Here is a 25746-nt window from a genome sequence, read left to right as displayed (position 1 = left end):
TCGGCTCATCCGATCCGGATGGCGCAATCGCGGCGGCCGGGCCGGAATGCATCAATCCCAATGCCGATGATGATGGTAATACCCGCCACCGCCGTAATACCCGCCACCATCGGGCACCACGATACAGCCGCTCAGCAACACGGCCACGCCGGCAATCAGCAAAAGGGTTTTCTTCATCGCGTTCACCTGCTCGGATTCGACATGAATCCAGCATAGCGAGCGCCGTCGACACGGGCTGTAAGCGATCGTTTCCCGGTGCCGCAATCCGTAACGGCGGATTATTCCGGTCACAATGACCGTAACAAATCGCCAATCCGCAGACGTTTTCACGCCATGACGACGCGGTTTCGCCCCGCATCCTTCGCATGGTACAGCGCGGCATCGGCGGCTTCGATCAATGCATCGGGCGTCGACAGATCCTCGGCCGACACCGTCGCGCAACCGACGCTGACGCTCACGCGCCCCGCCGGCGACGAAGGCATCGCGAGATCGAGCCGCAGCACCGCTTCGCGCGCTTCCTCGGCAACGATCCGCGCACCGCGCGCACCGGTGTTCGGCAGCACGATCGCAAACTCCTCGCCGCCATAGCGCGCGACGATATCCGCGGGACGCCGCACCACAGCGGTGAGCGCATTCGCGACGGCGATCAGGCATGCATCGCCCTTCACGTGACCGAACGCGTCGTTGTAGGCCTTGAAGTGATCGACGTCGATCATCAGCAGCGACAACGGCTCGCTTTGCCGCCGCGCCTGCAGGAACAACGTGTGGAAGTGATCGTTGAAGTGGCTGCGGTTGAACGCGCCGGTCAGCCCGTCGCGCGCGGACGAACGAACCAGCGTCGCATGTGCTTCGAACAGCTCCTGATACAGCTTCGTCACCTCCCATGCGAGCACGCACACGAGTACGCCGGGCGTGAACATGCTGAACATGCGCGCGAGATACCAGCCGACCGTGAAGCGATTCGTGGTCAGCAGGTTCAGCGTCGTGTCGGTGAGGCAGGCGAGCACCGCGATCGCGAGCCACAGGTCGAGCGTCGTGCGCAGCCGGCCGGCGGCCAGCACGGCGACGAGCGCGAGCGCATTGAGGATCCATACGACCAGCGCGATCCCGTTGACGGGCAGTACGGCCGCGTCGGCCGGCGGATGGAACGCGGGCGGCAGTGCCACGTTCAGCGCGAGCACGCACAGCAGCGCAGCCGCGATGGCAGGGCCGCCGACCAGCGCGAACGTCCACAAACGCGTCTGCGCCGTGCCGACCGGCGCACGCGTGAGCCGCTCGCGAGCGAGCAGCGCGGCCATCACGAAGCACGGAAAGCCGGCATGCCAGAAGACCCACATCCACGCGGCGCTTTGCGGACGTGCGCCGAGCAAGCCGTGCGGCGCGAACACGCCGGGAAAGGTGAGCAGCTGCAGCGCGACCGCGAGTGCGGTGAACGCATAGGCGCCGCCGAGCGCACCGAGCACGGGCTGGCGGGTGACGGTGAACTGCGCGCCGAGGAAGAAGGCGGCGATGCTCGCGGTGGTGAACACGGTCAGCGCGCACATCGGCATGAACGGCTCGACGGCCGGCAGCGCGACGTTCGCGTGAGGCATCGCGATCCCGAGCGCGAGCAGGATGACGAGCGCCGTCAGTGCGCCGAACCAGAGCTGACGACGCGTCGTGTGCTGGATCAGAATGCCTTCCATGGATTTCCCCCGGGCGCTCGTGCGGTCACGCCCGGTCTTGGCGCCGGACGGCATGCATCCGGCCGCGATGCGACCGGTGCGGCCCGATCCTATCGCGTTATTGGCGCGCGCTCAAATCCCGAGGCCGGGGCCGAAGTTGCCGGCGACCCAGCGCGTGACGGCATCGACGTCCGCATAGTCCTGTTCGGGCAGGCCGTCGAGCATCGACAGCACTTCGTTGCTCGCGCCGGCGTCGCGTGCGGCGTCGACGATCGCATCCTTGTTCGCCGGGTAGCGGACGGCGGCCAGCACGTCGGCGATCTGCAGATCGATCGCTTCGCCAGGGATATCGTGCGGAGGGAGGGCGGGTTTGTCGTTCACGTCGGCGTCTCGCTGGTTGAGCGGGAATGGGTTCGTAGCGGAAGGGGCACCGTTCGGCTCTGGGCGACCGGCCCCGGACGGAGTGCCTGCGGGGATGGCGATCGACTCAGTGCCCGCGCCGCACGCGACGCCACGGATGCTTCCAGTCGATGTGCGGTGCGTTTTCGTCGCGCGGGTGCTGCCGCCGATGTTCCTGCCACAGTTCGTCGGAGAACAGTGCAGCCACGATCACGAGTGGCAATACGAGGAAGATGCCGAGTATGACTTGCTCGATCACGATAGCCTCCTTGCGGTGGCAGGAACCCTTGGTCCCATTCTAGGCTCTGAACTTCGCCCGCGGTCAACTTCTTACAGCGCGGAACGCGCTCCTGTCGCAGTGCCGCGGCACGGACGTTTCACGCGCACGCGGGCATCAAAAAGGACACGACCATGCAACTCCAGAACGACAAGCACACGCTTGCACTGCGGCCGCTGGAGCGTCAGGACCTGCGCTTCGTTCACGAGCTGAACAACGACGCGAAGATCATGCGCTACTGGTTCGAGGAGCCGTACGAAACATTCTCCGAGCTGTCGCAACTGTATGACCGCCACGTGCACGACCAGCGCGAGCGCCGCTTCGTCGCGGTCGATCCTCAGGACGAACTGGTCGGCCTCGTCGAGCTGATCGAGCTCGACTACATTCACCGTCGCGGCGAGTTCCAGATCATCATCGCGCCCCAGTGCCAGGGGCGTGGCTATGCGGGCCAGGCGACGCGCCTCGCGATCGAATATGCGTTCAAGGTGCTGAACATGCGCAAGCTGTACCTGATCGTCGATACGTCGAATGCGGCGGCAATCCACGTGTACGAGAAATGCGGATTCCAGCACGAGGCGGAATTGAAGGAAGAATTTTTCGGAAACGGCGCGTATCACAACGCTTATCGCATGTGCATCTTCCAGCTCGATTATTTCGAGCGGCCGCAATCGGTCTGAATAACGCCGGGTAAAACACGGGTGAAGACGGCCTTCGGCCACGCGCTGCGGGCGCACGGCCCATTCGGGAAAATACGGGTAAATACGGGTAAATACGGATAAATACGGATAAATACGGATAAATACGGGTAAATACGGGTAAATACGAGTGCGCTTATACCTGGCATTTTTCTTGTATCAGGTAAATCCGGTTCCGCACTGCGGTAAATTCATATCGTTTCGGATGACTTTGTGTGCAACGCATCAAAATGGTTTGGATATTGAAATGAATTATCCAAACCGTTCAACCGGCGTATTGCAATTTCGCTGACGGTCTTGCGGGACAACGCATTGCGCCCGGCGGCGCGGGCGAATTCGCCTGATGACAGCCGCCGCCGCGCGTGCGCGGCAAGCAAAAAATCGGAGGTGCGCACGGTGCGACAATTCGCCGCTATTGCGGTCGCACAACAAATGTGCTTGCTATCGCTTGCCAGTCTTCTAAATTGAAAAACGCGGGTTCACGATCACCTTTAAACACATAGCTAACCGAGCCTGGTGCCCGCAAGCCTGGAGACAGAACATGATGAAGCGTACCGGTGTCCTTTTCGCCCTTGTCGGCGCATTTTCCCTGGTGTCGATCGCCCAGGCGGGCGGCGATGCGGCTGTCCAGCCGAAGCAGGAAATCCAGCTGACGAAGAATGCATGGGGCTGTCTCTCGAAAGACAATCTGGACTCCGTACTGAGTCACGAGCGTGACGGCAAGTCGCAGGCGAAGCAGCAATACTTCGACGACTACCGTTGCCTGTCGGTGCCGGAAGGCCAGCGCTTCCGCGTGGTGTCGGTCGATCAGGGCGACGTCCAGTTCGTCAGCGCCGACAACAGCGACCAGCAGGGCCTCTGGACCGATTCGCGCTTCGTCAAGCAGTAACCCGCACGCACCTCTCGCACCCGCGCGCCGGCCGGAACTGCCGGTGGCGCGGCACGAACGCGGCCCGGCCGATGCCGGGCCGTCGTGCTGTGGAGCGCCCGTCACGCGCCGGGCGGCGCGCATTCGGTATCATCACGGCCCGACCGAACCGAATGCCCGCCCGGGCCGTATCCGCATGGCGCTGAAATCCACGATCTACAAAGCCGAGCTTCAAATTGCCGACATGGATCGGCACTACTACGCCGATCACGCGTTGACGGTCGCCCGTCACCCGTCGGAAACCGACGACCGGATGATGGTGCGCATCGTCGCGTTCGCGCTGTTCGCGCACGAGCGTCTCGAGTTCTGCAAGGGGCTGTCGGACGTCGACGAACCCGATCTGTGGCAGAAGGACCTGACCGGCGCGATCGACGTGTGGATCGAGGCTGGCCAGCCCGACGAGCGGCGCATCTCGAAGGCGGCCGGCCGCGCCGGGCAGGTCACCGTGATCGCGTATGGCGGCAAGACCTCGGACATCTGGTGGCAGGGCGTGCGCAGCAAGGTGGAGCGACTGCGCAACGTCCAGGTGCTGTCGCTGGCCGACGGCGTCGCGGCCGCGCTCGGGCGTCTCGCCGAGCGTACGATGCGCCTGCAGTGCACGGTCCAGGACGGCGCCGCCTGGATCTCGAGCGCCGATCACGATCCCGTCGCGGTCGAATGGACGGTCCTGAAGGCGCGCGCCGGCGCGTGACGGCCGGCGCTCAGCCGAGCGCGGCGGGTGGCCCCTTGAATTCCAGCATGTTCCCTTCGGGATCGAACAGATAGATCGACGGCCCGTAGCCGCCTGCACCGTAGCGTTCGGCGGGCGCGCCAGGGCGCGCACCATGTGCGGCGAAATGTTCGATCAGTGCATCGGGGTCGAATGGCTCGACGCGCAGGCATAGATGGTCGAGATTGCGGCCGGTGCCGGGCGGGCCGCTGTCGGGACGGTCGATCGGGCCGCCAACCGACAGCAGGTCGATCAGCGCGTCGCCGGCGCGCAACTGTACAAGGCCCAGGTCGGGTTGTTCCTTCTCCACGTGGCAGCCGACGGCATCGCAGTAAAAGCGCGTCATCGCAGCCATGTCGGTCACGCGCAGCACGACGTGATCGATTGCGCGGATGGTCGGTTTCATGAGCGGGCACTCCTTCGCGGATGGCGTGCACCGAGTGTAGACCGCGCCGGCGACGCATGCCGGAACGGGCACGATCGACGGACGAAAAAAAGCCCGTTCACGCAGAGCGGAACGGGCTTAATCCATATCAGGAGGAGACATGGAGGAGACAGTTCCAACTATACACACGGCGATGGTGCGTTGCAATATTCCGAGTGTAAAAAATGGTCAGCACGGCGATTTGTCGCATCCGCACTGCAGCAAAATGGTGACGCGATGATGACGAAAGCGGCGTGGACGCAGCGGCTGCGTGGCTTTTCGTCCGATTGAACGAGTTCGATGTGCCCCCGATTGTTTCCCCGAGTTAGTCTCGGGTTTCGCCGGCGCGAATCACAGAGCAAGATTCAGGGCGCGACGGCCCATGCCGATGTCTAGAGTAGGCACCATCTACACTGGAGAGTGCGAGGTTCAGATGAAAGCCGCCTATTCGACCGACGATGCCCGCTGGGGCGCCGTGACCGCCCGCGATCCGCATGCGGACGGCGCGTTCTTCTATGCCGTGCGCACGACCGGCGTGTTCTGCCGCCCGAGCTGCGCGTCGCGGCTGCCGCGGCGCGAGCACGTGTCCTTCTTTGCCGATCCGGCCGCCGCGCGTGCGGCCGGCTTCCGCCCATGCAAGCGCTGCCAGCCGGAAGGGTTGCCGCGCGAGCTCGAGATCGTCAACCGCGCGTGCGCGGTGCTCGACGCGCATCCGGAGCGGCTCACGCTGCAGCAGCTGAGCGACGCCGTGCACGTGAGCCCGTTCCACCTGCAGCGGTTGTTCAAGCGCGTGGTCGGCGTGTCGCCGCGGCAGTATCAGGCCGCGCAGCGCGGCGCCGCATTGCGCGAGGCGCTGCAAAGCGGGCAGCCGGTCACGCAGGCGGCCGTCGACGCGGGGTTCAATTCGCCGTCGCGGCTCTACGCATCGGTGCCGCGCGAGCTGGGGATGGCGCCGTCCGCGTTCCGTCGTCAGGGCGCCGGCTCGAGAATCGATTATGCGACCGCGTCGACGCCGCTCGGCACGGTGCTCGTCGCCGCGACCGAACAGGGCATCTGCCGGATCGCGTTCGGCGACGAACCGGCGTCGCTCGTCGGCGAACTGAAGGACGCGTTCGCGCGTGCCGAGCTGGTCGAATCTCCGTCGCGGCTTGCGCCGTTCGTCGCGCAGATCCGCGCGTATCTGGACGGCACGCGGCACGCGTTCGACCTGCCGCTCGACATTGCGCCGACCGCGTTCCAGCAGCGCGTGTGGGAAGCGCTGACGCACATTCCGTACGGGGAAACGCGCAGCTATTCGGAGATCGCCGAGGCGCTGGGCTCGCCGCGCGCGGTGCGAGCCGTCGCATCGGCCTGCGCGTCGAACCCGGTCGCGCTCGCGATCCCGTGCCACCGTGTCGTGCAGAAGGGAGGCGCGCTCGCCGGCTATCGCTGGGGCGTGCGCCGCAAGGCGACGCTGCTCGCGTCCGAGGCGCGCCATGTGCGCGACGATGAAACCGAAGCCGTTGCGGAGGGCAACGCAGTTTGAGCATCGACAAAACCACCACGACATCGCTCGCGAACGGCGGCCACGTGCCGCCGTCCGTGCAGATGGCGCTGCGCTTCAAGGCGCCGTACGACTGGGCGCGCGTGCTGCGCTTCTTCAGCGGACGGGCGATTCCGGGTGTCGAACAGGTCGTCGACGGCATGTATCGCCGGATCGTCGATCTGAACGGCGACGCGGGCAGGCTCGTCGTCACGAAGCATCCGCGCCGGCATTGCCTGATCGCGACGCTCGAAGGGGCGGCCGCGCGGCATGTCGACGATGCATTCGCGCACCGCGTCGCATCGATGTTCGACCTCGGCGCCGACCCGGCCGCGATCGGCGGCGGACTCGCGCGCGACCCGTGGTTCGCGCCGCTCGTCGAGGCCGCGCCGGGGCTGCGCGTGCCGGGCGCCTGGTCGGGATTCGAGCTCGCGGTGCGCGCGATCGTCGGCCAGCAGGTGAGCGTGAAGGCGGCGACGACGATCGTCGGCCGGCTCGTCCAGCGGGCCGGCGAGCGCGTCGTGCACGACGACGGCATGGCGGCGCCGGACGGCGCCCCCGCTTGGCGATTTCCGACGCCGGACGCGCTCGCCGCATGCGATCTGGAGAAGATCGGGATGCCGGGCAAGCGGGCCGCGGCGCTGACGGGCATGGCGCGCGCGGTGGCGGCCGGCCACGTGCCGCTCGATCCCGCACAGGCCGATCTTGCGACGCTGCGTCGCGCGTGGCTCGACCTGCCCGGCATCGGCCCGTGGACCGTCGAATACATCGCGATGCGCGCGTGGCGCGACCCGGACGCGTGGCCGGCGTCCGATCTGGTGCTGATGCAGTCGATCGCGGCGCGCGATCCGTCGCTCGACCGGCTCGCGAGCCAGAAAAGCCGGACCGAAGGCTGGCGGCCGTGGCGTGCGTATGCGGCGCTTCATTTGTGGAACGACGTGGCGGACCGGGCCGGCGGCGCGCGCGGCGGATGACGGTCTTGGCCGCAGGCCGGCGGGTGCGACCGGGCAGGGCCGCGACGCAACGCGCAAGGGGCATCACGCCGGCAGCGATCGGTCGGTGATCCTCATGGTTGCGACGTTTGACGGTGATCAACCCGCTCCGGTGTCTGACGCCCCAGCGCGCACGGTTGGCCCGGCCGTGACGACGATGCATCGCGGCTTCGGCTGAACGGGTTGCACCTGACGGCGCTGCCGTGCTCGTCGCTCACGTTCCCTCCGATGAATGTCGCGTGATTGTTGCGTCCGTCGATGCCGACGACGGTCAGCCGTGCGCGCGGCGTTCGTTGCCATCGTCCCGCCCGACGGCCCGCCGCGGCCGGCGCGCACCGCCCGGCGCCACCTCAAGCGCGTGTTACGGCGAGATGTTAAAGTGCCCGCTACCAACGAAGCGACCAATAATCCAGCCGGCCGCGCGCGGCATTTCGCGCGCGGCCGTCACGCACTTGCGTCTCCATGTCGAACACCATGACTCACCGCCAGTCCGAACTGCTGCTGAATCGTCTCGAAGCGCTGAGCTCGGGCCCGACGCGGCAGCATCTGCCCGACGGCCTGCGCGGCATCGAAAAGGAAAGCCTGCGCGTGACGCGCGACGGGATGATCGCGTTCACGCCGCATCCGCGCGCGCTCGGTTCAGCCCTCACGCACCCTTCATTGACGACCGACTATTCCGAAGCGCTGATCGAACTGATCACGCCGGCGGAAGGCGACGCGTCGATCACGCTCGAACGTCTCGACGATCTGCACCGCTACGTGTATGCGTCGCTCGGCGACGAGATGCTGTGGAACGACTCGATGCCGGGCCTGCTGCCGGCCGACGATGAAATTCCGATCGCCGACTACGGCACGTCGAACATCGGCCGCCTGAAGACGGTGTACCGCCGCGGCCTCGCGTATCGCTACGGCCGCACGATGCAGTGCATCGCCGGCATCCACTACAACTACTCGTTGCACGAGGAAGTGTGGCGGCGCCTGCATGCGGAAGAGGGCTCGACGGCCACGCTCGTCGACTACCAGTCGGAGCGCTATCTCGCGCAGATCCGCAACTTCCGCCGCCGCAGCTGGCTCTTGATGTACCTGTTCGGCGCATCGCCCGCGCTCGACGCGAAATTCCTGCGCGGCAAGCCGCACAAGCTCGACGCGTTCGATGCCGATACGCTGTACCGGCCGTACGCGACCAGCCTGCGGATGAGCGACCTCGGTTACTCGAACACGACCGCGCAGGCTGCGCTGCACGTCGACTACAACACGCTGCCTGGCTATCTCGATGCGCTGTCGAAGGCCGTGAGCGAGCCGTATCCGCCGTACGAGGCGATCGGCACGCATCGCGACGGCGAGTGGATCCAGATCAACACGAACGTGCTGCAGATCGAGAACGAGTTCTACTCGACGATCCGGCCGAAGCGCATCACGTATTCGGGCGAGCGTCCGCTGCATGCGCTCGCGTCGCGCGGCGTGCAGTACATCGAAGTGCGCTGCCTCGACATCGATCCGTTCGAGCCGACCGGCATCGCGCTGGAAACCGCACGCTTCATCGACGCGTTCCTGCTTGCGTGCGCGCTCGACGACAGCCCTGCGCTCGACTGCGACGCGTACAAGGAAGCGAATGCGAACTTTGGCAGCGTGACGATGGAAGGGCGCAAGCCGGGGCTCACGCTGGTGCGCGACGGTGAGCCGGTCACGCTGCAGGCGTGGGCGGACGACCTGATGGCCGATATCGAGACCGTCGGGCGCCGTCTGGACGAGATCCGCGGCGGCGACGAGCATGCGCGTGCGATTGCCGCGCAGCGCGAGAAGCTCGCCGATCCGGAGCGCACGCCGTCGGCGCGCGTGCTGCGCACGATGCGCGAGAACGGTCAGTCGTTCCTCGCGTTCGCGCTCGCGCACAGCGAAGCGCACGCCGCGCATTTCCGCGCGAACCCGCCGTCGGCGGAGACGATGCGCACCGAGCAGGCGCTCGCGGCGAAGTCGCTGGCCGAGCAGGCCGAACTGGAAGCGAAGGAGGCCGGATCGTTCGATGCGTTCGTCGCGGCTTATCGTGCCTATACGCTGAACCGCTTCAGCGTTTGATGGCCGCCGCCCGCTGCGCATCGCGCGGCGGGCAGGCCGGCGGCGGGCCGGATGGTGGTGCGGTCACGCGCCCGGCCGGGTTTCAGCCGCTTCAGTGATGCGCGTATGTGTCGCGATCGGCCACGCGCGGCAGCGCCGGCTTCCCTGATTCCACATTCGCGTGGCCGTCGTTGCCGTGGCCGGCCGCATCGCCGCGCGCCTGCGCGGCGCGCTGCATGACCGCCTGCATGTTTTGCGGAAAGTCGGGACCGCTGGCGAGGCTCGGCCGATAGCCGGCGGCCTGCAGTTCCGCGAGTTCCTGGCGAACTTGCGCGCGCGTCAGCGTCGACTCAGCCTGAGCCTGGGCGGCGACGGCCGAGCCGATCAGCACCAACGCGTACGCCGCAAGTTTCATGGTTTTCATCGTGTTTGCTCCGTGAGCGTTCCGGAGCCGCGCCTTCGTCGGCGCGGGCGGAATCGATGCAGCGAGTCTAGGCTTCGGATGCCAAACGAAACACCCCGCGTCCCGTCAGTCACCTTTTCCGGTTGAGCAACATTGCGCCGGCGGATTGCTGACGCGCGCCTCAGCGGGTCGCCAGCCGCCGTTCAACGTGCGGCGGATGCCGTGTATCGGCACCGCGCGCATCGGGCTTGCCCTCCTTGTGGAAGCGCAATGCGCCTCCTAACCTCTTTTAAGCGACCGATCGGTTGGCGCTGCGGCATGGTTGCGTGCGCAAGCGTCGGATGATCGTTGCGGCCGTGGAACAGACGTTCGAACGGGATCGAGGTGTGCGCAGGCGCTGATGCGCGAGTCCCGGTCGACCGCGAAGCAAGGGGCCGGGGTAAGTGCTGAAGCGTCAGCCCCGGTCGACCGCGAAGCATGGGACCGGAGTAAGTGCTGCAGCGTCAACTCCGGTCGACCGCGAAGCATGGGACCGGAGTAAGGCGCTGAAGCGCCAACTCCGGTCGACAACGGAGACACGATGAATCCCACCGCAGCCCTGCCGCCCGGCATCCTGTTCGCGCAGCCGTTGACGCCCGTCGCCAACTCGCTGTTCCTGTCTTTCCTCGTCGCCGTAGTCCCGATCGCGGTCGCACTGATCGCGCTCGGCGTGCTGCGCCGGCCAGCGTGGCAGGCGTCGCTCGCCGGCCTCGTCGCCGGCCTCGCGGTCGCGATCGGTGCGTGGGGCATGCCGGCCGGCCTCGCGTTCGACGCGGTCGGCGCCGGTATGGCGCTCGCGGTCGTGCCGGTGATGTGGATCGTGTTCAACGCCCTGCTGCTGTACAACATCGCGGTGAAGTCGGGCCGCTTCGACCAGTTCCGGCAGTGGATGCTCGACAACCTGCCCGACGACCGCCGCCTCGTGCTGCTCGTCGTCGCGTTCTCGTTCGGCTGTTTGCTCGAAGGGATCTCCGGGTTCGGCACGCCGGTCGCGATCACCAGCGGGCTCCTGATCGCGCTCGGCTTCCCCGCGCTCGAAGCGCTCACCTACACGCTGCTGTTCAATACGGCACCGGTCGCGTTCGGCGCGCTCGGCGTGCCGATCACCGTGCTCGGCGCGGTCACGTCGCTGCCGCCCGCGACGCTCGGCGCGATGGTCGGCCGGCAACTGCCGTTCTTCGCGCTGCTGCTGCCGTTCTACGTGGTCGGCGCGTACGGCGGCCTGCGCTCGATCTCGAAGCTGTGGCCCGCGCTGCTCGTATCGGGCGGCAGCTTTGCGATCGCTCAGTTCGTCACGTCGAACTTCCTCGGCTACCAGCTCACCGACGTGCTGTCGTCGCTCACGTCGCTGATCGTCACGATCGGCTTCCTGCAGGTGTGGAAGCCGCAGCCCGATCCGCAATACGCGCTCGCACGCAGCGCGCCCGCCGCGGCCGGCGCCGCGCGCGCGGGCTTCGGCGGCTGGCTGCCGTGGATCGTCGTGTCGGTGGTCGTGATCGTCTGGGTGCATGCGAACGTCGCGGCGATCGGCGACGTGAAGATCAAGTGGCCGGGCCTGCACAACGCGGTGCTCGTGTCGCTGTATCACAAGCCGTATGCGGCGATCTGGGACTTCCAGCCGCTCGGCACGGGCACCGCGATCCTGCTCTCGGCGGTCATCACGGCCGTGCTGACGCGCACCGGCGTCGGCGCGTTCTTCGAATGCGTGGTCAAGACCTGGCGGCAGACGTGGATCGCGATCATCACGGTGATGATGATCGTCGGGCTTGCGTATTTGCTGAACTACTCGGGCATCAGCTACACGCTCGGCACCGGCGTCGCGTCGACCGGCGCGCTGTTCCCGCTCGTGTCGGCGTCGCTCGGCTGGATCGCGGTGTTCCTGTCCGGCAGCGACACGTCCGGCAATGCGCTGTTCGGCAACCTGCAGGTGGTCGCGGCGCGGCAGCTCGGCTTCGATCCGGTATTGATGGCCGCGACCAACTCGTCGGGCGGCGTGATGGGCAAGATGATCTCGCCGCAGAACATCGCCACGGGCGTGTCGACGACCGACCTGAAGGGGCAGGAAGGCGTCGTGTTCGCGCGCACGTTCTGGCACAGCGTGATCCTCACGCTGCTGCTCGGCGTGCTCGTGTTCCTGCAGCAGCACGTGTTCACGTGGATGATTCCGGCGCTGCCGAAGTAACACACGGCGGGAAGCAAGAGGGAAGGCGCGGGACACGCGCCGGACATGACCACGGAGGTGCAGGGAAATGCGCGAACCGGTGAACGCGCGGCGGCTCAGCGCGCGTTCACCGGCCGCGTCGCGTGCGTTGGCTCGTGCGTCGCGGTCTGCGCCGGCAGGATGCACGCGAGGAACGCATCGATCGCGGGGCTCTGGCGGCGCGCCTTCAGGTAGTACACATATTCGTCGATCGTCGTGTCGACACCGCGCAGCGCGACGACGCGCAGGTCCGGATGACGCTCGGCCTCTCCGCGCGGAAACAGGCTGCCGCCCACGCCATGCAGGATCGCCTCGCGGATCGCTTCGCGGCTGCCGATCTCGGCGACCGACGTGGGCGCGACCCCGGCCGCCGCGAGGATCGTCTCCGTGCAGCGGCGCGTGACCGACCCTTCCTCGCGAATCAGCAGCCGCACGTTCGCGAGCTGCGCGGCGTCGATCGTGTCGAAGCGCGCGAGCGGATGGTCGCGATGCACGACGAGCACGAGCGGATCGGTGGAGATCACCTTGCATTCGAGGCCTTCCGCGTCATTGCGCTGCGACGACACGGCAAGGTCGATGCGGAATTCCTGCAGCGCCTGCAGGATTTCCTCGGAATTGCCGATCCGGCACGTGAGTGCGATCGACGGATGCGCATGCGAGAAGCGGCCGACCGCGTCCATGATGTAGTACGGCCCGGTCGCACCGATCCGCAGGTGTCCTTCGAACAGGCCGCCGACGTTGCGCAGCATGATGTCGGCCTGCGCCTCGAGCGAGATCATCTTCTCGACGAGCGGCAGGAGCTCGATGCCGGTTTCAGTGACTTCGAGCCTGCGGCCGCTGCGATAGAACAGCTCGACGCCGTACAACTGCTCGACTTGCCGGATCTGCGCGGCGATCGTCGGCTGGCTGACGCCCAGGTGGCGCGCGGCGCGCGTGATGCTGCCCTGCCGGACGGTCGCGTGGAACGCCTTCAGCTGATCGAACACGACTCGGCTTCTCCCCCCTCTTCATCGCGCGTCAGCGTAGCGCAGGCATGTGTCGGCCGGATGAAAGGCGCGCCGGGCGTCGCTTCGAAAAAAAGCTGGGGGTGAGCGCAAGAAACCTGCTGGAACCGGTCACGGCCGGGACACGCCGGTGCGGAGTAATAGCGGCAACGCACCGACCGCCGGCCCCGCTCGACCGGCGCCACCCTTACCGACCCACAGGATCCTCTTCATGTCCGCCACCAATCGACGCGATTTCCTGCGCCTTGCCGCCCAGTCCGCCGGCGCGATGGCCGCCTACGCCGGCTTCCCGCCCGCGATCCGCAAGGCACTGGCCATGCCGGCCGCCTATCGCACCGGCACGATCCGCGACGTCGAACACGTCGTCATCTTCATGCAGGAAAACCGCTCGTTTGACCATTACTTCGGCGGGCTGCGCGGCGTGCGCGGCTTCAACGACCCGCGCCCGCACCTGCTGCCGAGCGGTGTGCCGGTGTGGCAGCAGCCGCCGGCGTCGGTGTTCACGAAGAACTACCATTCGCGCGGGCTCGACCCGTCCGCGCCGTACGTGCTGCCGTTCTACCTCGATCCGAAGCAGACGACCGAATTCCAGCCGGGCACCAACCACGGCTGGAGCAGCGGCCACTTGTCCTGGAACAACGGCCAGTGGGACCAGTGGGTGAACCAGAAGCAGGACGTGCTGACGATGGGCTACCTGAAGCGCCAGGATCTCACCTACCACTACGCATTGGCCGACGCGTTCACGATCTGCGACGCGTACTTCTGCTCCGCGCACGCCGACACGGCACCGAACCGCATCTACCTGTGGACCGGCACGATCGACTCGCGCAACGTGTACGGCACGCAGCCGAACGGCCCCGGCATCGGCGAGCGCAACGACACGAACGGCTACACGTGGACGACCTACGCGGAACGTCTCGAGAACGCGAAGATCAGCTGGAAGGTGTACCAGGGCGGCACGGGCATCCCGGGCGACCCGACCGACAACTACACCGACAATTCGCTGATGTTCTTCAAGAAGTTCCAGGTGAAGGAAGGCGCGAGCGGCCCGCTGGTCGACAAGGGCGCGTCGGACCACACGCTCGCCGAACTGAAGGCCGACGTGCAGGCGAACCGGCTGCCGCAGGTGTCGTGGATCGTCGCGCCGTACAAGTACAGCGAGCACCCGCAGGCGTCGCCGACCGACGGCGCGTTCTACATCAACATGGTGCTCGAGGCGCTGACGTCGAACCCCGAGGTGTGGGCGAAGACGGTGTTCATCCTCAACTACGACGAGAACGACGGGCTGTTCGACCACGTCGTGCCGCCGGTGCCGCCGGTCACGAGCGGGGCAGGCGGCCAGGGCATCGTGTCGTCGAACCTGCTGTCGAACCTCGGCGACGAACTGCTCGACCTGAACAAGTATCCGGGCGAGATGAGCCCGCTGGTGCCGGGCGCGGACCCGGGCGGCATCCAGCCGATCGGCCTCGGGCCGCGCGTGCCGCTGATCATCATCTCGCCGTGGACGAAGGGCGGCTGGGTCTGCTCGGAGACGTTCGACCATACGTCGGTGCTGCGTTTCCTCGAAGCGCGCTTCGGCGTGCAGGAGCCGAACATCAGCGCATGGCGCAGGTCGGTCTGCGGCGACCTCACGTCGGCATTCGACTTCTCCGCGCGGCCCGATACGCGCACGGTGAGCTTCACGGTGCCGCAGCACATCGCCACCGCCGGCCAGGCGTACCAGGTGCCCGCGCAGCAGTCGATGCCGGCGCAGGAGCCCGGCACGCGTCCGGCGCGCGCGCTGCCGTACGAGCTGTTCGTGCATGCCCGCGTGAACGGGCGCGACGACAGCGTGTCGCTCGACTTCGCGAACTCGGGTGACGCGGGCGCCGCGTTCTACGTGTACGACCGCCGCAATCCGGCGACGCCGCCGCGCCGCTACGCGGTATCCTCGCACGACCGTTTCGCCGACACCTGGAGCACGTCGGCCGCGCGCGGCGACTACCATCTCGCCGCCTATGGCCCGAACGGCTATCTGTGCGAATTCCAGGGCAACACGCGGCTGGCCGCGGACGGCCGCCACGCGAACCCGGAAGCGAAGATCGGCTACGACGTGCGCAACCGCCACGTGTACCTGCAACTGCGCAACAGCGGCCGTGCGGCATGCCGCGTGGTCGTCGACAACGCATACAGCCACGCGCATGCGCGCACCTACACGCTGGAGCCGGGCGAGCGCATCGAGGATCACTTCGAGCTGTCGTCGAGCCACGGTTGGTACGATCTGACGATCACCGCGACGACGCTGCGCGGCGGCGACGACAATGTCGTGCGCCGCTTCGCGGGCCACGTCGAGACGGGCCAGCCGAGCCAGAGCGATCCGGGCCCGGTCAAGCAGACGGCCTGACGGCTGGTCTGCGTCGTGCGGTTCGGCGTGCTCGCGCCGGCCGCACGCTCATCGCATTCCGGCATGAGGCGCTCGCTATTGGAAACTGAAAACTGTTGACAATATATCGGGGTGAGGGTATATAGCGATCATTCGCCGACATGGCGCCCTCGTTCTCATCCGCAGCTTCGCTGCCTGCCCGATCATGACTGCCCCGAACGCGCTCAATGCCATCGAACTCCTGCAAAGCCAGTCGCTCGCGATGCTTGTCCAGGACATGCTCGAGCGCGCGATCGTGTCCGGCGAATATGTGCCCGGCGAGAAACTCAACGAAGTCGATATCGCGACCAAGTTGAACGTGTCGCGCGGCCCCGTGCGTGAGGCGTTTCGCGCGCTCGAGCAGGCCGGGCTGCTGCGCAACGAGAAGAACCGCGGCGTGACGGTGCGCGTCGTGCCGCTGCGCGAGGCCGAGGAGATCTACGAAGTGCGCGCGATGCTCGACGAGTCGGTCGCGCGCGCGCTCGCGAAACGCATTTCGCCCGACACGCTGAAGGTGCTGAAGGGCATCACCCAGTCGATGAAGGATGCGGCGAAGACGCACGACGTCACGCGCTACACCGAGCTGAACGTGCAGTTCCACGACGCGATGGTGGTCGGTGTCGGCAATACGCACCTCACCGACACCTATCGCCGGCTCGTGCGCCAGCTCGGGCTGCTGCGCCAGGCCGCGATCGAGGCCGAGGAGGACGCGATCGCGGTGTCGGCGGCCGAGCACGACAAGATCGTGCAGGCGCTCGCGAGCGGCGACGAGGAGAAGACCGTCGCGCTCGTGCGCGAGCACGTCGCGCACGGCCTTGCGCGGATGCGCCGCACGCACGAGCAGGCGCTGCCCTCGGCGGGCAACGTGGCGCGTGAGAAAGCCGCGCGCGTGTGACGCGGCCGCACGGGCGGTCGTGCCAAATGCAAAGGGATGCTTCGCAGCGTCCCTTTTTCATTGCGCTTCGTTGCGCGTGACGTCATCGCATCGTCACGCCTTGTCGGCCTTGCCAGCCGCGCTCGCGAATTTCGCGAGCCACGTGTCGACCCTCGCCGGCCGTCGGCTCTCGTCTTCCGCGCGCTCCTTGCGGCGGATCGCATTGCGCACGACGTGCGCGCCGACATAGCGGATCGGCTCCGGCGGGAAATGGCCGAGCGGGCCGCGCACGATCGGACTGCGCGTCCAGACGTTGTCGAGGCCGAGCACCAGCGACGACAGGATCTGCCCGCCCATGTAGGTCGGCCCGACGCCGTTGCCCGAATAGCCGAAGCCGTAGAACACGTTCGGCGCGTCGTCGAGGCGGCCGAAAAACGGGAAGCCCGTCACCGAGCGGTCCGACGGGCCGTTCCAGCTCGCGGTGATCGGCACGCCCGCGAGCGACGGGAAGAATTCGCGCAGGCTCTGCGTGAGCCGCGCCTCGTACGGCGAGCGCCGGTCGAACACCGGCGCGATGCGGCTGCGCCACGAGAACGTGTTGCCGCCCTTGCCGAGCATCAGTCGCCCGTCGGCCGTCGTGCGGTAGTAGTACACGAAGATCCGCGAATCGAGCACCGACACACCGTCGACGAGTCCGGTCTGCTCGAGCAGTTCCGGGCATTTCTCCGTGATGACCATGTCGCTCGACACGACCGCGATCGTGCGTTCGAACTGCGGGAAGCGACTCGCCATCCACGCGTTGATCGCGAACACCAGCTTGCTCGCGCGCACGCTGCCGGACGGCGTGCGCACGACGGCCGGCTGCCCCGGCGTGAAGTCGACGAGCGGCGTGCGCTCGTAGATCCGGATGCCCATGTCGAGCGCGACGCGGCGCAGCCCGCGCACGAGCTTGCCCGGATGCACGGTCGCGGCGATCGGCGAGTACACGCCGTCGAGATTGCGTGCGGAGCCCGAGCGGCGCGCGACGTCGGCGGCCGGCAGAGGCTCGTAGCTGTGGATGCCGCACGCGGCGAGCGCGTCGAGCACCGGCGCGAGCGTGCCGACCTGCGCGCGCGACGTCGCGGTGTACAGCGTGCCGTCGAGCCGCAGCTCCGCATCGATGCGATGCGCGCGGCAGAAGTCGGCGATGTGCTGGACGGCCGCCTCCGACGCCTTCACGAGCCGGATCGCCTCCGCTTCCCCGAACAGGCGGCGCAGCGTCAGGAATTTCGCGGACCATGTGAGCAGGCACCCGCCGTTGCGCCCGCTCGCGCCGGCGCCGCACAGGTCGGCCTCGAGTATCGCGATGTCGAGCGCCGGGTTCTGCTGCTTCGCCTGGATCGCCGTCCAGAGCCCGGTGAAGCCGCCGCCGACGATACAGACGTCGGCCTGCGTCGCGCCCTGCAGGGCGGGGGCGAGATCGCCGTCGTTGAACAGTGCTTGTTCGATCCAGAAGGGTCGCATCGGTTGTCGTGCCGGTAAGGGTCGGGCGCCGTGCCGCGCACGGCGGGAAAAGAAAGCGAAACCGCCGCACGGCGATGCGTGTCGTCGTGCGGCGGGTACATCGCGTCAGGCCGCGGCTTCGGCGGACACGCGGCGCACGCCCATCGCCTTCAGCGTGTCGGCGATCGCGCCGACCGCGCTCGGAATGCCGGCTTCGCCGAAGTGGCCGATGCAGCCGACGCGGACCGTATCGACTGCCGGCAGTTTGCCCGGATACAAAACGTAGCCGCGCATTTTGACCTCCTGATAAAACCGCTTGAAATCGTAGTTCGGATCGTCCGCCGCATGGAACGTGACGATGATCGGCACCTGGATCGCTGGATCGCTGGATCGCTGGATCGCTGGATCGCTGGATCGCCGGATCGCCGGATCGCCGGATCGCCGGATCGCCGAACGGCCGGAAGCCGTCGACCAGCGCGCGGCAGCTGTGCCGATAGTGGTCGCCGTGTGCGGCGAGCCCGTCGTCCCTTCGACTTTTGCTTTCTGTCTTCTCCATATTGTTGACAATCTACAAATCATCGATTTTAATGTCAAGCATGGAAAACATCCTCCTCGGCGCGGTGCGGGCGCCGACAGCGCAACCCCTTCGAACCGAAAGGACTGACCGTCATGTCTGAAACGCCTGTATCCGTGGAAGTGAACGGCCGCCGCTACAACTGGATGAGCCGCCCCGTGGTGGTGGTCTGCGTCGATGGTTGCGCCTATGAATATCTCGAGACGGCGGCCGAGGCCGGCGTCGCGCCGTTCCTGCGCACGCTGCTCAAGCCGGGCACGGCGCTCAAGGGCGAGTGCGTGGTGCCGAGCTTCACCAACCCGAACAACCTGTCGATCGTTACCGGCGTGCCGCCGGCGATCCACGGGATAAGCGGCAACTACTTCTACGATCGCGACACCGGCGCCGAGGTGCTGATGAACGATCCGAAGTATCTCGTCGCGCCCACCGTGCTCGCGACCTTCGCCGAACGAGGCGCGCGCGTCGCGGTCGTCACCGCGAAGGACAAGCTGCGCCGCTTGCTCGGCAAGGGGCTCAAGGGCATCTGCTTCTCGTCGGAGAAGGCCAACGAGGCGAGCATCGAGGAAAACGGCATCGACAACGTGCTGGAACTGGTCGGCAAGCCGGTGCCGAGCGTGTACAGCGCGGAGCTGTCCGAGTTCGTGTTCGCGGCCGGCGTGCGCCTGCTCGAAACACGCCCGATCGACCTGATGTACCTGTCGACGACCGACTACGTGCAGCACAAGTGCGCGCCCGGCACGGGCGGCGCGAACGCGTTCTACCAGATGATGGACGCATACCTGAAGCGGTTCGACGAGCTCGGCGCGATCGTCGCGATCACGGCCGACCACGGGATGAACGCGAAGCACGACGGCGAGACCGGCGAGCCCAACGTCATCTACCTGCAGGAGCTGTTCGACGAGTGGCTCGGCCACGATGCCGCGCGCGTGATCCTGCCGATCACCGATCCGTACGTCGTGCACCACGGCGCGCTCGGCTCGTTCGCGACCGTCTACGTGCCGGATTCCGCCGACGCCGACGCGCTGCGCGCGCGGCTTGCCGCGGTGGACGGCATCGAGGTCGTGCTGACGGGTGCCGAGGGCTGCGCGCGCTTCGAGCTGCCGCCCGACCGGATGGGCGACCTGATCGTGATCTCGAAGCAGGACGTCGTGCTCGGCACGCGCCGCATCAAGCACGACCTGTCGGGCCTCGACGTACCGCTGCGCTCGCACGGCGGGCTCTCCGAGCAGATCGTGCCGCTGATCTTCAGCAAGCCGGTCGCGACCGACGTCACGGCCCGCGCGCGACTGCGCAACTTCGACATCATCGACATCGCGCTCAATCATCTGCAGTGACGCGTACGCACCCGTCAGGAAGACATCATGAACGACATTGCAGCATCGACGGAGGTCCGCTCGTTTCATCGTGAAGCACTGCGAATCGATGGGGAGCTGATTCATCGCGACGCGGTGATCGAGGTGCGCAACCCGTACGACGGAACGCTCGTCGGCACCGTGCCGAAGGCAACGCTCGATGACGTGCGACGCGCATTCGCCGCCGCGCGTGCATTCCGGCCGACGCTCACGCGCCACGAGCGTGCGGCGATCCTGCGCCGCGCGGCCGACATCGTGCGCGCGCGCACCGCCGAGATCGCGGCGCTGATCACGGCCGAGGCCGGGTTGTGCATCAAGGATTCGACGTACGAAGCCGGGCGCGTTGCCGACGTGCTCACGTTCGGCGCGGGCGAAGTGCTGAAGGACGACGGGCAGATCTTCTCGTGCGATCTGACACCGCACGGCAAGAAGCGCCGCGTGTACACGCAGCGCGAACCGCTGCTCGGCGTGATCTCCGCGATCACGCCGTTCAACCATCCGATGAACCAGGTCGCGCACAAGGTCGTGCCGTCGGTCGCGACCAACAACCGGATCGTCGTGAAGCCGTCGGAGAAGGTGCCGCTGTCGTGCTACCTCTTTGCGGACATCCTGTACGAAGCCGGCCTGCCGCCGCAGATGCTGCAAGTGATCACCGGTGACCCGAAGGAGATCGCCGATGAGCTGATCACGAATCCGGCGATCGACCTCATCACGTTCACCGGCGGCGTATCGATCGGCAAGTCGATCGCGTCGCGGATGGGCTACCGGCGCGCGGTGCTCGAACTCGGCGGCAACGATCCGATCATCGTGATGGACGACGCCGATCTCGACGAAGCAAGCACGCTCGCCGTGTCGGGCTCGTACAAGAACTCGGGGCAGCGCTGCACCGCGATCAAGCGCATGCTCGTGCACGAGTCGGTGGCCGATCGCTTCACCGAGCTGGTGGTCGAGAAGACGCGCGCGTGGTCGTACGGCAATCCGTCCGATCCGTCGGTGGACATGGGCACGGTGATCGACGAGGCAGCCGCGAAGTTCTGCGAGCAGCAGGTGAACGACGCGATCGCGCGCGGTGCGCGGCTGCTGGTCGGCAACGTGCGCGACGGTGCGCTGTATTCGCCGACGGTGATCGATCGCGTGACACCCGACATGCCGCTCGTGAAGTACGAGACGTTCGGCCCGGTGTCGCCGATCATGCGCTTCCGTGACATCGACGAAGCAATCCGGATGTCGAACAGCACCGACTATGCGCTGTCGTCGTCGGTCTGCACGAACCGCTTCGACAACATCACGCGTTTCATCACCGAGCTGGAGGTCGGCAGCGTGAATGTGCGCGAGGTGCCGGGCTACCGGCTCGAACTGACGCCGTTCGGCGGCGTGAAGGATTCGGGGCTTGGCTACAAGGAAGGCGTGCAGGAGGCGATGAAGAGCTTCACGAACACGAAGACCTATTCGCTGCCGTGGTAAGCGGTACGCAATGTGCCCGCGCCCGCACCGGCTTCGCGGCCGGTGCGGGCGTTATTCGATCGGCTCATGTCGTTCGCCGATTTGGATGCAAGCGCACGTTGCTGCGCTGCGTGAACCTGCTCGAAGTGCCGGAGATGCGGGCGCACGTTGCGGTGTTTCTCGCGGATGGCCGCGGCGTCGACGGCCCGTCTCCTCCGCGTTCATCATTCAGCGAGTTCGTGCGGCCGATGATCGGGCCACAGCGCACCGATGACGAACAATCCGGTGGCGAGGAACGGCGCGCCGATCGCGAACAGGATCGCCGTGAGTCCCCACCGGTCCCAGAATCGGTCGATGACCGCGCGCTCGGGTATGACGGGGTCGTACAGCACGTTGACCACCTCGCCTTCGTACAGCCCGGGGCGCGATGAAGCCGAGCCTTGCGCGAACGTGACCGGGCGGCCGCTGTCGGTCGTGAACGCGATGGTCGCCGAGTAGAGCGACGTGCGTGTGCGGGACGATTGTGCCGATTCGGTGATCTCGACGACGTGGCCGGTCGAGTGCGCGTAATGGCGGGCGATCTGCCACTGGCGCAGCCCGGCAGCACCGGCGCCGGCCAGGAAGCCGGTGCCGATCGCGATCGGTACCAGCACGATCGCGATGTTCCAGCGGCGCCGGGCCGTCTTGCCGGCGGCCGGTGCGGCAAGCGCGTTGTCTCGCCGGCTACGGCGCTCGCTCCCGTACAGCAGGCAGCCGACCGCAAGCGACGCGACCGCGAGCAGTGCCGGCACCGCGACGGGAAACCAGCGTTGCGTGAAATCGTCGATCAGCGCGGGACGGTTCGGATGGGCCGGATCGACCAGGACGTCGACGCTTTCGCCGATGTCGTACGCCGGGACCACCGATGCGGTATTGCCGGCGACTTCACGGCGGTGGCCGTCGTTCGCGAGATAGGCGACGATCGGACGGTATCCGCGCATCGCGTCGCTGTCCTGCACGATGCGCACGACCGTGCCCGGCGTGCGGACCAGATCACCCACCGCACGGCTCGCGGTGACGGCGAGCATCGCTGCGACCACGAGCAGCGCAACGCCGAGCGCGAGTGCGACGAGCGCGTCCTTACGTGGCATGGCCGGATCCGCGGTGCGCGTCGTGCGACGGGGCCGGATGCGATCGGGGGGATGGCGCGACTCGACGTGCGCGCGGCTGTCGGCGTGACCGTGCCCTCCGAATGGTCGCGTCTCGCTCACATGATTCCATGTCTGACGTCCCATGCTCTCTCAGTGCCGGGGGCGATATGGCGATCGCCGTCCCGGTCGTGTGATATTTTGTCGGACGATTCTAGCGGAAAGTGCACGGGCGAGGCATGTATGTAATTGCATGCCGTGATGCTTGGGAGTCGGGCGGGCGCCTGAATCGGTCGCCGGAATGGAAAAAGGCCGGTCAGCTTGCGCTGACCGGCCTTTGAAATTCCTGGTGGGGCGTGAGTGACTCGAACACTCGACCTACGGATTAAGAGTCCGCTGCTCTACCAACTGAGCTAACGCCCCCAACAGAAGAAAGATTATGCACGGGTATTTCGGGCTTGGCAAGCGCTTTCTGCAAATTTCCTGAAAATACTTCGTCACGGCCCCGGCGGCGGCTCGCGCGCTCACGAGCGATCGCAGTTGGCGCGCTCCCGGTATGATGACGTCCACACCCGTTGCGCGGCGGTCGCGCAACGTTTTCTGGACATTCGAAGATGGACGAAAACGCAGTCCGCGAATTGCTGGATCGGCTCCTGGCCCCGTGGGTCCGCTCGCTCGGTCTGGTCCCCGTATCGATCGGCGACGACAGCGTCACGATGCGCCTGCCGTTTTCCGGCGAATTCCGTCATTCGGGCGGCATCATCTGCGGGCAGGTGTTCACGGCCGCCGCCGACACCGCGATGGTGGTCGCGATCTCGGCCGCGCTCGGCGAGTTCCGGCCGATGACCACCGTCTCGCTGAACACGAATTTCATGCGTCCGGTGCGCAAGGGCGACGTGCTCGTCACCGCGCGCGTGCTGCGTATGGGCCGCAACCTGGTATTCGGCGAAGTCGAGCTGTTCGACGAGGACGGCAAGATGGCCGTTCACGCAACGTCGACCTACGCGCTCGTCAGCTGAGCGGCGCGATGTTCGACCAGATCGTTTTCGCGGGCGGCGGCAATCGCTGCTGGTGGCAGGCCGGCTTCTGGGACGTTGCCCAGCCGGCGCTCGGCTTGCGCCCGCGCGTGATCGCCGGCATCTCGGCCGGCGCGGCGACCGCCTGCATGCTGTATACGCGCGATGCCGCGTGGGTGATGCGCTATTACGAGGAGGCGCTGCGCCACAACCGCAAGAACGCGTACTGGGGCAACCTGTTCGGGCGCGAGCCGGTGTTTCCGCATTACCGGATCTACCGTCAGGCATTGCTCGACATCTACGGCGAGCCGTTCGCGAAGCTCGCCGCGGCGCCGGAGATCCGCATCGGCGTGTCGCACGTGCCGCGCTGGCTCGGCGCGCGCAGTGCGGTCGCCGCCGGCCTCGTCGCGTACAACATCGAGAAATACGTGCGCAAGACGCTGCACCCGACGCTCGGGCGCACGCTCGGCTTCCGGCCCGAATTCGTGCGCGCGCAGGCATGCGCAAGTGTCGACGAACTCGCCGACCTGATCCTGCAGTCGTCGTGCACGCCGCCGTTCACGCCGGTGCTGCGCCGCGGCGGGCGGCCCGTACTCGACGGGGGGATGGTCGACAACGTGCCGGTCGACGCGCTCGACGCATCGCCGGGTGACGTGCTGGTACTCGTCACGCGGCTGTATCCGCGCCCGCAGATGTTCACGGTCGCGCACGGCGACCAGAGGCGGCTCTATGTACAGCCGTCGAGCAAGGTGCCGATTTCGAGCTGGGATTACACGAGTCCGTCGCAGATGCGGCATGCGTACGACCTCGGACGGCGCGACGGCGAGCATTTCCTCACGCGCGTCGACGCGATGACGGGCGGCCGCGTGGCCGCCTGAAGGCGGGAACGGAGAAACGGGGCCGCGCGGCGAGCGCGGCCCGCGCCGGTCAGCGCACGCGGCGCGGCGTCAGTGCTTCCGGGTTGACGACGCTCGACATGTCGCCCTGGTCGAACGCGAGGATGTTGCGGAACGCCGCGCTGAAGTAGAGCTCGTAGCTTTCGCGCTCGACGTAGCCGATGTGCGGCGTGCAGATCACGTTTTCCATCCGCAGCAGGCTGTAGCCCTGCAGGATCGGCTCGCTCTCGAACACGTCGATCGCGACCATCCCCGGACGGTTGTGCGACAGCGCGTTGACGAGCGCGTTTTCCTCGAGCAGCTCAGCGCGGCTCGTGTTGACGAGCAGCGACGTCGGCTTCATCCGCATCAGGTCTTCCTGCTTGACGATCCCGCGCGTGTCGTCGTGCATGCGCAGGTGCAGCGACAGCACGTCGCTCTGCTCGAACAGCGCTTCGCGGCTCTCGGCGGCCGTGTAGCCGTCGGCGCGCGCGGCCTCGAGCGAATGCTCGCGGCCCCAGATCAGCACGTTCATCCCGAACGCCTTGCCGTAGCCGGCGACCAGCCGGCCGATCTTGCCGTAGCCCCAGATGCCGAGCGTCTGGCCGCGCAGCACCTGGCCGAGACCGAAGTTCGGCGGCAGCGCCGACGTCTTCAGGCCCGATTGCTGCCAGGCACCCTGTTTCAGGTTCGCGACGTATTGCGGAATGCGGCGCTGGGCGGCCATCACGAGCGCCCAGGTCAGTTCGGCGGGCGCGACCGGCGAACCCGTGCCTTCCAGCACCGCGATGCCGCGGTCGGTACATGCTTCGAGGTCGATGTGGCTCGAGATACGGCCGGTCTGGCTGATCATGCGCAGATTCGGCAGCTTGGCGAGCAATTGCGACGAAATCGGCGTGCGCTCGCGAATCAGCACGAGCGCCTCGACTTCCGCCAGGCGGCTCGCGAGTTGCCCCAGGCCGCGAACCGTGTTGTTGAAGACCTTCACGTCGTGCTCGGCAAGCATCTCGAAGCAGTTCAGCTTGCGGACGGCGTCCTGGTAGTCGTCGAGGATGGCAATTTTCATGATCAGCGGGAGTCGCGCGTTGAAAGCGGCAGTGGCGGCGGCGCACGTCGCGCACCCGTCCCGCCCGGCCGGGGCCGACATGATGCTACGTCGGCGGACGTCTTGGTGTCTTTTTAACAGGTTGTTACGCTCCGCCGCAATCGGCTCTGGCCTGACCCGGCGTCGCTCCCGTCGGGTGCGACGGGGTGCGATGTTGTGTCGCATCAGACACGTCCTTCCTGATTC

25 protein-coding genes, 1 tRNA gene and 1 pseudogene are annotated in these 25746 nt (G+C 66.8%); 14 read left to right on the top strand and 13 right to left on the bottom strand.

Going from position 1 to position 25746, the window contains the following annotated elements; translation table 11 throughout:
* Positions 1-51: 51 nt before the first annotated feature.
* From BTE28158_RS32810 to BTE28158_RS20360, 4 genes are all read right to left on the bottom strand, one after another.
* Positions 52-177: a hypothetical protein gene (locus BTE28158_RS32810; RefSeq protein ID WP_006750105.1), complete on the bottom strand. Its 126-nt coding sequence runs from the start codon at positions 175-177 to the stop codon at positions 52-54.
* Positions 178-326: 149 nt separating this feature from the next.
* Positions 327-1685: a GGDEF domain-containing protein gene (locus tag BTE28158_RS20370; RefSeq protein ID WP_151049721.1), complete on the bottom strand. Its 1359-nt coding sequence runs from the start codon at positions 1683-1685 to the stop codon at positions 327-329.
* A gap of 111 nt (positions 1686-1796) precedes the next feature.
* Positions 1797-2045 (bottom strand): DUF2795 domain-containing protein, encoded by a 249-nt coding sequence (locus BTE28158_RS20365; RefSeq protein ID WP_006756942.1) that lies wholly within the window; start codon positions 2043-2045, stop codon positions 1797-1799.
* A 106-nt stretch (positions 2046-2151) separates the two neighbouring features.
* On the bottom strand, positions 2152-2322 hold the full coding sequence (locus BTE28158_RS20360) for a hypothetical protein (protein WP_006489933.1): 171 nt from the start codon (positions 2320-2322) through the stop codon (positions 2152-2154).
* Between the two features lie 152 nt (positions 2323-2474).
* Here BTE28158_RS20360 and speG point away from each other — a divergent pair, with 152 nt between their 5' ends.
* Positions 2475-3017, top strand: coding sequence for a spermidine N1-acetyltransferase (speG, locus tag BTE28158_RS20355; protein ID WP_151049719.1), 543 nt, complete (start codon positions 2475-2477; stop codon positions 3015-3017).
* A 209-nt stretch (positions 3018-3226) separates the two neighbouring features.
* On the opposite strand, the gene BTE28158_RS20350 is transcribed toward speG, so the two are convergent.
* Positions 3227-3430 (bottom strand): hypothetical protein, encoded by a 204-nt coding sequence (locus BTE28158_RS20350; protein WP_170296440.1) that lies wholly within the window; start codon positions 3428-3430, stop codon positions 3227-3229.
* Positions 3431-3576: 146 nt separating this feature from the next.
* Between BTE28158_RS20350 and sap1 the strand changes: the two genes are divergently transcribed.
* Positions 3577-3924 (top strand): surface attachment protein Sap1, encoded by a 348-nt coding sequence (gene sap1, locus BTE28158_RS20345; RefSeq protein ID WP_059602967.1) that lies wholly within the window; start codon positions 3577-3579, stop codon positions 3922-3924.
* A 175-nt stretch (positions 3925-4099) separates the two neighbouring features.
* Positions 4100-4654, top strand: a complete 555-nt coding sequence (locus BTE28158_RS20340) for a YaeQ family protein (RefSeq protein ID WP_124627092.1) — start codon at positions 4100-4102, stop codon at positions 4652-4654.
* Positions 4655-4664: 10 nt separating this feature from the next.
* On the opposite strand, the gene BTE28158_RS20335 is transcribed toward BTE28158_RS20340, so the two are convergent.
* A complete protein-coding gene (locus BTE28158_RS20335; RefSeq protein WP_059602970.1) occupies positions 4665-5078 on the bottom strand; it encodes a VOC family protein in 414 nt (137 codons plus the stop codon).
* 451 nt (positions 5079-5529) lie between these two features.
* Here BTE28158_RS20335 and ada point away from each other — a divergent pair, with 451 nt between their 5' ends.
* The 3 genes from ada (at position 5530) to gshA (ending at position 9686) form a co-directional block, all read left to right on the top strand.
* A complete protein-coding gene (gene ada / locus BTE28158_RS20330; RefSeq protein WP_151049717.1) occupies positions 5530-6621 on the top strand; it encodes a bifunctional DNA-binding transcriptional regulator/O6-methylguanine-DNA methyltransferase Ada in 1092 nt (363 codons plus the stop codon).
* Positions 6618-7592: a DNA-3-methyladenine glycosylase family protein gene (locus BTE28158_RS20325; RefSeq protein ID WP_151049715.1), complete on the top strand. Its 975-nt coding sequence runs from the start codon at positions 6618-6620 to the stop codon at positions 7590-7592. The genes ada and BTE28158_RS20325 overlap by 4 nt, the downstream gene beginning before the upstream one ends.
* Before the next feature lie 480 nt (positions 7593-8072).
* Positions 8073-9686: a glutamate--cysteine ligase gene (gshA, locus tag BTE28158_RS20320; RefSeq protein WP_170296439.1), complete on the top strand. Its 1614-nt coding sequence runs from the start codon at positions 8073-8075 to the stop codon at positions 9684-9686.
* Between the two features lie 91 nt (positions 9687-9777).
* On the opposite strand, the gene BTE28158_RS20315 is transcribed toward gshA, so the two are convergent.
* A complete protein-coding gene (locus BTE28158_RS20315; protein ID WP_124906056.1) occupies positions 9778-10089 on the bottom strand; it encodes a DUF4148 domain-containing protein in 312 nt (103 codons plus the stop codon).
* Positions 10090-10648: 559 nt separating this feature from the next.
* Between BTE28158_RS20315 and BTE28158_RS20310 the strand changes: the two genes are divergently transcribed.
* Complete coding sequence (locus BTE28158_RS20310; RefSeq protein WP_151049712.1) at positions 10649-12289, top strand: L-lactate permease; 1641 nt, start codon at positions 10649-10651, stop codon at positions 12287-12289.
* Between the two features lie 95 nt (positions 12290-12384).
* On the opposite strand, the gene BTE28158_RS20305 is transcribed toward BTE28158_RS20310, so the two are convergent.
* Positions 12385-13293, bottom strand: a complete 909-nt coding sequence (locus BTE28158_RS20305) for a LysR family transcriptional regulator (RefSeq protein ID WP_059602989.1) — start codon at positions 13291-13293, stop codon at positions 12385-12387.
* 229 nt (positions 13294-13522) lie between these two features.
* On the opposite strand from BTE28158_RS20305, the gene BTE28158_RS20300 reads away from it, so the two are divergent.
* Positions 13523-15694: a phosphocholine-specific phospholipase C gene (locus BTE28158_RS20300; RefSeq protein ID WP_151049710.1), complete on the top strand. Its 2172-nt coding sequence runs from the start codon at positions 13523-13525 to the stop codon at positions 15692-15694.
* Between the two features lie 184 nt (positions 15695-15878).
* Entirely contained in the window at positions 15879-16607 is a 729-nt protein-coding gene (locus tag BTE28158_RS20295) for a phosphonate utilization associated transcriptional regulator (RefSeq protein ID WP_151049708.1), read from the top strand.
* Positions 16608-16700: 93 nt separating this feature from the next.
* Here BTE28158_RS20295 and BTE28158_RS20290 read toward each other — a convergent pair whose 3' ends face one another.
* A complete protein-coding gene (locus BTE28158_RS20290; protein WP_151049706.1) occupies positions 16701-18089 on the bottom strand; it encodes an FAD-dependent oxidoreductase in 1389 nt (462 codons plus the stop codon).
* Between the two features lie 105 nt (positions 18090-18194).
* Positions 18195-18452, bottom strand: a pseudogene (locus tag BTE28158_RS20285) (2-aminoethylphosphonate--pyruvate transaminase); the annotation flags it as partial.
* On the opposite strand from BTE28158_RS20285, the gene BTE28158_RS20280 reads away from it, so the two are divergent.
* Genes BTE28158_RS20280 through phnY form a run of 3 tightly spaced genes read left to right on the top strand, consistent with a single transcriptional unit; the run spans position 18427 to position 21458 of the window.
* Complete coding sequence (locus BTE28158_RS20280; RefSeq protein ID WP_151049704.1) at positions 18427-18732, top strand: hypothetical protein; 306 nt, start codon at positions 18427-18429, stop codon at positions 18730-18732. The pseudogene BTE28158_RS20285 and the gene BTE28158_RS20280 sit on opposite strands and share 26 nt — an antisense overlap.
* Before the next feature lie 5 nt (positions 18733-18737).
* Positions 18738-19976, top strand: a complete 1239-nt coding sequence (gene phnA / locus BTE28158_RS20275; RefSeq protein ID WP_151049702.1) for a phosphonoacetate hydrolase — start codon at positions 18738-18740, stop codon at positions 19974-19976.
* A 27-nt stretch (positions 19977-20003) separates the two neighbouring features.
* Positions 20004-21458: a phosphonoacetaldehyde dehydrogenase gene (gene phnY, locus BTE28158_RS20270; RefSeq protein ID WP_174920059.1), complete on the top strand. Its 1455-nt coding sequence runs from the start codon at positions 20004-20006 to the stop codon at positions 21456-21458.
* A gap of 203 nt (positions 21459-21661) precedes the next feature.
* Here the strand turns inward: phnY and BTE28158_RS20265 are convergent, their stop codons facing one another.
* Together BTE28158_RS20265 and BTE28158_RS20260 are read right to left on the bottom strand one after the other, a co-directional pair.
* Positions 21662-22711: a DUF3592 domain-containing protein gene (locus BTE28158_RS20265; RefSeq protein ID WP_151051202.1), complete on the bottom strand. Its 1050-nt coding sequence runs from the start codon at positions 22709-22711 to the stop codon at positions 21662-21664.
* 200 nt (positions 22712-22911) lie between these two features.
* A tRNA-Lys gene (locus BTE28158_RS20260) sits at positions 22912-22987 on the bottom strand.
* Between the two features lie 191 nt (positions 22988-23178).
* Here BTE28158_RS20260 and BTE28158_RS20255 point away from each other — a divergent pair.
* Together BTE28158_RS20255 and BTE28158_RS20250 are read left to right on the top strand one after the other, a co-directional pair.
* The gene (locus tag BTE28158_RS20255; protein ID WP_011886440.1) at positions 23179-23583 is read left to right on the top strand and encodes a PaaI family thioesterase; all 405 of its coding nucleotides are present in this window, start codon (positions 23179-23181) and stop codon (positions 23581-23583) included.
* Between the two features lie 8 nt (positions 23584-23591).
* Complete coding sequence (locus BTE28158_RS20250) at positions 23592-24458, top strand: patatin-like phospholipase family protein (protein WP_124627060.1); 867 nt, start codon at positions 23592-23594, stop codon at positions 24456-24458.
* A 49-nt stretch (positions 24459-24507) separates the two neighbouring features.
* Here BTE28158_RS20250 and BTE28158_RS20245 read toward each other — a convergent pair whose 3' ends face one another.
* Positions 24508-25521 carry a D-2-hydroxyacid dehydrogenase family protein gene (locus BTE28158_RS20245; protein WP_059678959.1) on the bottom strand — a complete coding sequence of 338 codons (1014 nt, stop codon included), beginning with the start codon at positions 25519-25521 and terminating at the stop codon, positions 24508-24510.
* Positions 25522-25746: the final 225 nt, after the last annotated feature.

The sequence above is a fragment of the Burkholderia diffusa genome (assembly GCF_902499115.1).
Lineage (GTDB): Bacteria > Pseudomonadota > Gammaproteobacteria > Burkholderiales > Burkholderiaceae > Burkholderia > Burkholderia diffusa.
Note: the sequence above shows the minus strand (reverse complement) of the source record. Positions and strands in the feature narration are given on the sequence as shown.

Excerpts from the sequence above, each read along its gene's own strand:
- BTE28158_RS32810 (WP_006750105.1), bottom strand. The coding sequence starts at position 177 with ATGAAGAAAACCCTTTTGCTGATTGCCGGCGTGGCCGTGTTGCTGAGC.
- BTE28158_RS20370 (WP_151049721.1), bottom strand. The coding sequence starts at position 1,685 with ATGGAAGGCATTCTGATCCAGCACACGACGCGTCGTCAGCTCTGGTTC.
- speG (WP_151049719.1), top strand. The coding sequence starts at position 2,475 with ATGCAACTCCAGAACGACAAGCACACGCTTGCACTGCGGCCGCTGGAG.
- sap1 (WP_059602967.1), top strand. The coding sequence starts at position 3,577 with ATGATGAAGCGTACCGGTGTCCTTTTCGCCCTTGTCGGCGCATTTTCC.
- BTE28158_RS20340 (WP_124627092.1), top strand. The coding sequence starts at position 4,100 with ATGGCGCTGAAATCCACGATCTACAAAGCCGAGCTTCAAATTGCCGAC.
- BTE28158_RS20335 (WP_059602970.1), bottom strand. The coding sequence starts at position 5,078 with ATGAAACCGACCATCCGCGCAATCGATCACGTCGTGCTGCGCGTGACC.
- ada (WP_151049717.1), top strand. The coding sequence starts at position 5,530 with ATGAAAGCCGCCTATTCGACCGACGATGCCCGCTGGGGCGCCGTGACC.
- gshA (WP_170296439.1), top strand. The coding sequence starts at position 8,073 with ATGTCGAACACCATGACTCACCGCCAGTCCGAACTGCTGCTGAATCGT.
- BTE28158_RS20315 (WP_124906056.1), bottom strand. The coding sequence starts at position 10,089 with ATGAAAACCATGAAACTTGCGGCGTACGCGTTGGTGCTGATCGGCTCG.
- BTE28158_RS20310 (WP_151049712.1), top strand. The coding sequence starts at position 10,649 with ATGAATCCCACCGCAGCCCTGCCGCCCGGCATCCTGTTCGCGCAGCCG.
- BTE28158_RS20300 (WP_151049710.1), top strand. The coding sequence starts at position 13,523 with ATGTCCGCCACCAATCGACGCGATTTCCTGCGCCTTGCCGCCCAGTCC.
- BTE28158_RS20295 (WP_151049708.1), top strand. The coding sequence starts at position 15,879 with ATGACTGCCCCGAACGCGCTCAATGCCATCGAACTCCTGCAAAGCCAG.
- BTE28158_RS20290 (WP_151049706.1), bottom strand. The coding sequence starts at position 18,089 with ATGCGACCCTTCTGGATCGAACAAGCACTGTTCAACGACGGCGATCTC.
- BTE28158_RS20280 (WP_151049704.1), top strand. The coding sequence starts at position 18,427 with ATGATCGGCACCTGGATCGCTGGATCGCTGGATCGCTGGATCGCTGGA.
- phnA (WP_151049702.1), top strand. The coding sequence starts at position 18,738 with ATGTCTGAAACGCCTGTATCCGTGGAAGTGAACGGCCGCCGCTACAAC.
- phnY (WP_174920059.1), top strand. The coding sequence starts at position 20,004 with ATGAACGACATTGCAGCATCGACGGAGGTCCGCTCGTTTCATCGTGAA.
- BTE28158_RS20265 (WP_151051202.1), bottom strand. The coding sequence starts at position 22,711 with ATGGGACGTCAGACATGGAATCATGTGAGCGAGACGCGACCATTCGGA.
- BTE28158_RS20255 (WP_011886440.1), top strand. The coding sequence starts at position 23,179 with ATGGACGAAAACGCAGTCCGCGAATTGCTGGATCGGCTCCTGGCCCCG.
- BTE28158_RS20250 (WP_124627060.1), top strand. The coding sequence starts at position 23,592 with ATGTTCGACCAGATCGTTTTCGCGGGCGGCGGCAATCGCTGCTGGTGG.
- BTE28158_RS20245 (WP_059678959.1), bottom strand. The coding sequence starts at position 25,521 with ATGAAAATTGCCATCCTCGACGACTACCAGGACGCCGTCCGCAAGCTG.